General features: G+C 54.4%; 3 protein-coding genes. All 3 read right to left on the reverse strand.

Features of this window, described 5'->3' with window-relative positions:
* A partial coding sequence (locus ACP5VX_RS06460) for an ABC transporter permease (RefSeq protein WP_428725066.1) occupies nucleotides 1-1,002 on the reverse strand: 1,002 nt, incomplete at its 3' end.
* Nucleotides 990-2,570: an ABC transporter ATP-binding protein gene (locus ACP5VX_RS06465; protein WP_428725067.1), complete on the reverse strand. Its 1,581-nt coding sequence runs from the start codon at nucleotides 2,568-2,570 to the stop codon at nucleotides 990-992. The genes ACP5VX_RS06460 and ACP5VX_RS06465, both read right to left, overlap by 13 nt.
* Nucleotides 2,571-2,605: 35 nt before the next feature.
* Complete coding sequence (locus tag ACP5VX_RS06470; RefSeq protein ID WP_428725068.1) at nucleotides 2,606-3,631, reverse strand: BMP family lipoprotein; 1,026 nt, start codon at nucleotides 3,629-3,631, stop codon at nucleotides 2,606-2,608.
* Between the last annotated feature and the right edge of the window lie 180 nt (nucleotides 3,632-3,811).

A 3,811-nucleotide genomic window follows, 5' to 3' on the forward strand; every position in this document is an offset into this window, starting at 1 on the left:
GTATATCAGGCCTTCCAGGGCCTTCGAGAACGTGTAGGTTAGGTGGGTCGCGGTCTGTAGGAACGAGCTACCGCTGTAAATCGTCCCGAACATTATGGAGGCGGCGATCACGCCAAGTGGGTGGTCTCTGGCCACTAGTGAGACTATGATCGAGGTGTACCCTAGGCCGATAGAGATCCCCTCGAACAGGTAGTGAAGGTTACCAAGCACCTCCACGCCCCCCGCTATCCCGGCTAGTGCTCCACTATAGCTCATGCTCAGGACTACTACCCTCTCCACGCCGAACCCTGCGTAACGGGCTAGATCGGGGTTTGACCCGGTGACCCTTATTTTGAACCCGATCTCCGTGTTAAACAACATGATATAGGAGAAGACGGCCAAGGCAATCGCTATGATCAGACCGGCGTTCAGCCCCGAGGACGGCTCTAGGACGGGTAGCGTGGCCGTTATTGGAGGCGACATGGGGTAGAGCTGAGGACCGGGTAGTCTGAGAGGGCCTCTTATTATCCACTGGAGGACCCTGTAAGCGAGCCAGTTTAGAATAACGGTTGTCACGACCTCGTTCACGTTCATGTAGCCCCTGAGAACACCCGGTATGGCGGCCCAGAGAGCCCCCCCTAAAGCTGCTAGTAGCATTGCTAACACGACTACGAGGGCTGGGTGCAGGGTCTGTTGTAGTTCGACTGCCACGTACGTGGCGAGGATCGCCCCCACAATGTACTGTCCCTCGGCGCCCACGTTGAGGACACCAGCCCTATTCGATATGGCTATCCCGGTAGCCATTAGCATGAACAGCGTGGCCTGCACGAGCGTCTGCATGAACCCCGGGAAGGTAGTCAACGAGCCCTGGACGAACGCGGCGTACCCGGATATGGGGTCGACGCCGGCCCATACCATCAATAATCCTCCAACAATGAAGGCTAGCGCGAAACTGGCCACCGGCGCGAGTACTATAGCGAGAGGTTTAACAGGCTTGGGCCTGATCCTGATCACGTACCCCATGCCCTCTCAACCTCCTCCTTACTCATTCGCTTCGCGCAGGACATCATCAGACCGATCTCCTCCATGCTCAGCTCACCGGGCCTGAACACGCCCATAACCTCGCCGTTACATAGTATGACGACTTTGTCGCTCAACTCGAGTACTTCCTGGAGGTCGCTGGAGATCAGCAGTACACCCGCGCCCGCCTCGCTCATCTCGACGATCGTCTTTCTAACGAAGTTGGTGGCGGCGATATCTAAGCCCGCTGTGGGCTCGTCCGCTATCACTAGGAGCGGCCTTCTTTCGAGCTCTCTACCCACTATCAACCTCTGTATGTTCCCCCCTGACAGCTTCCCCGCGTTGGTGAAAACGCTTGGGGTCTTCACACTGAACTTTTCCACGACTTTTTTAGCGTAGTCAACCATCGCCTTCTTGTCGAGTAGTCTTAGCCCGATCCTGTCGAGCAGGCTTTTCCTACCCTCGAGATGCACCTTCTCTAAGTATATGTTCTCGTAAACCGGTAGCTCGGTTGCAACACCGTATCTCAACCTGTCCTCGGGGATCAGGGATACCCCCATCTTGATCCTCTCGGCTGTTGGTGCGCGAGTGATGTCCTTCCCTTCTAGCAGAATTCTACCCCTCCACGCGGGTCTCAAGCCGTATATCGCTTCAGCGAGCTCTCTCTGACCGCTACCAGCGACTCCGGCTATACCGACGATCTCGCCCTTCCTGACGACCAGGTTCACAGCTTTCAGGGAGTCCTCTCCCCTGTCGCCCTTCACCCACAAGTCGACTACCTCGAGTAGTTTGCCGGCCGGTCTAGCATGCTTTCCGAACTTCTCCTCGATGTTAACGGCTCTCGAGCCTATCATAAGCGTTGCGAGTAGCTGCTTGGTCGCCTCATGTCTGGCGAGTTCACCTACCACCTTGCCTCCACGCATGACCACAATCCTGTCCGCGATCTCCATAACTTCGTCTAATTTGTGGCTTATGAAGACAACGGATATCCCCCTACTCTTCAGGTTGCGTATGGTCTTGAACAGCTCTCTCACCTCGATCGGCGACAAAACCGATGTCGGCTCGTCTAGAATTAGAACCTCCACCTTCCTGTAGAGCGCCTTCAGTATCTCAACTTTCTGCTTTTCGCCTGCCGACAGCTCGTATGCCTTCTTCAAGGGGTCTACGTAGAGCCCGATGGTTCTCATAAACCCGTCAATCTCCCTAGCCAGCTTCTCCAGGTCGTAGAAAACTCTAAACTTCTCTGCCCCTAGAACTACGTTCTCGGCTACCGTCAAGTCGTCCACTAGCGTGAAATGCTGGTGAACCATCCCTATACCGTTCTCTATAGCGTCGCGTGGCGAGCGGTGCGACACTCTTCTCCCTTTAACGTATATCTCGCCCTCGTCGGGGAGGTACAGACCGTAGAGAACGTTCATCAATGTGGTCTTACCGGCACCGTTCTCGCCGAGTATGGCTAGAACTTCGCCCCTACAGATCTTGAGGTCGACGTGGTCGTTGGCTACCACCCCTGGGAACCTCTTGACTATGCCTCGCATCTCGACTATGGCTTGACACTCGCGAGAACTCATGGAGAGCCACCGCTAAGGTAAATGGGTAGAAAAAACTAAGGAGTGAACCCAGTGCTTATAGTCCCGTTTATGATCCCCCTGATTATATCCTGTGCTTTCTGCCACAAATCGTTTGGACACGCACTACCCTGTATCAGCTTAATCCCGCCGTTGGCTAGGTCGGCCCAGTAGTACTGGCCCCCACTAGCTAATTTCCCCGACAGGTAGTCGTTGTAGAACTGGGAGTACACGGCGCTCCAGTCCCACACCTCCCCTACCAGCAACTGCTCGGCGTATAGCTCTGGGTGATACGTCGAGCTCGGCATTATGAGGACGCCGGGGAACTCCTTCACAGCGCTTATGGCGCCGAGCTGGACTCCGTCACCCATGGACTTTATGACGTCTACGTGGTACTGCTGTATGAGGCTCTCGGTGGCCAGTTTAGCCTTTGTCACGTCGTGGAAATCACCGGTATATACCACGTGTAAGACCTTGTCTGGGTCGTAGCCAGCGTACCTTATACCGTTCCTCAGGCCGATCTCGCATAGGCCGAGCTCGGACACGTTCATTCCGGCTACGTAGCCTATCTGCTTCGTCTTAGACACCTGGATGGCTATATACCCCTCGACGAAGCAGGACTGGTCGGTCCTAATGTTGGCCCCGCTTACCTGCGGGCCCACGTACTCCTTAGCTCCAGCTATAGCTAGGTAGTAGACGCCAGGAGTCTGGCTGGCTATCTGTGCGAAGGGCGGGCCGAACTGAAAGCCGACACCTATGATTAGTTTGTATCCCTGCTGTGCGTACGACTTCGCTACGCTAACGATCTGCGTGGGGTCGTACACTCCTTGAACCCAAGCGTACTTGACTTCGGGGTGGGCTCCGACAAACGATAACATCGACTGATACCCGGCCTCGTTCCATGCCGTATCTGTTATGCTTCCAGGAAAGATGAATGCTATCGCGACCTGCGTAGGTGTCGTGACTGTTGCACCTGGTCGCGTGACATTAGCGACGTAGTAGCCTACGAGGCCTGCGACAACGGCTATTATTACTATAATTGCTACCAACAAGCTCCTACTCATACCTCTCGCCTATAGTTGTATATTTTCTAAGTCGGTGTATATAAACGTAGTCTTTTTTTATATGCTTTATTACAAAAAACCCAAAATTAGCACAACTAGGTAGACGTTCGAGCCGGTCAGAATATTAGGAGTTAAAGAGATCACGTGATGTCTGGTCGTGTCGATGGCGGTGGCCGGGAT

It is taken from the genome of Thermogladius sp. (assembly GCF_049970955.1).
Lineage (GTDB): Archaea > Thermoproteota > Thermoprotei_A > Sulfolobales > Desulfurococcaceae > Thermogladius.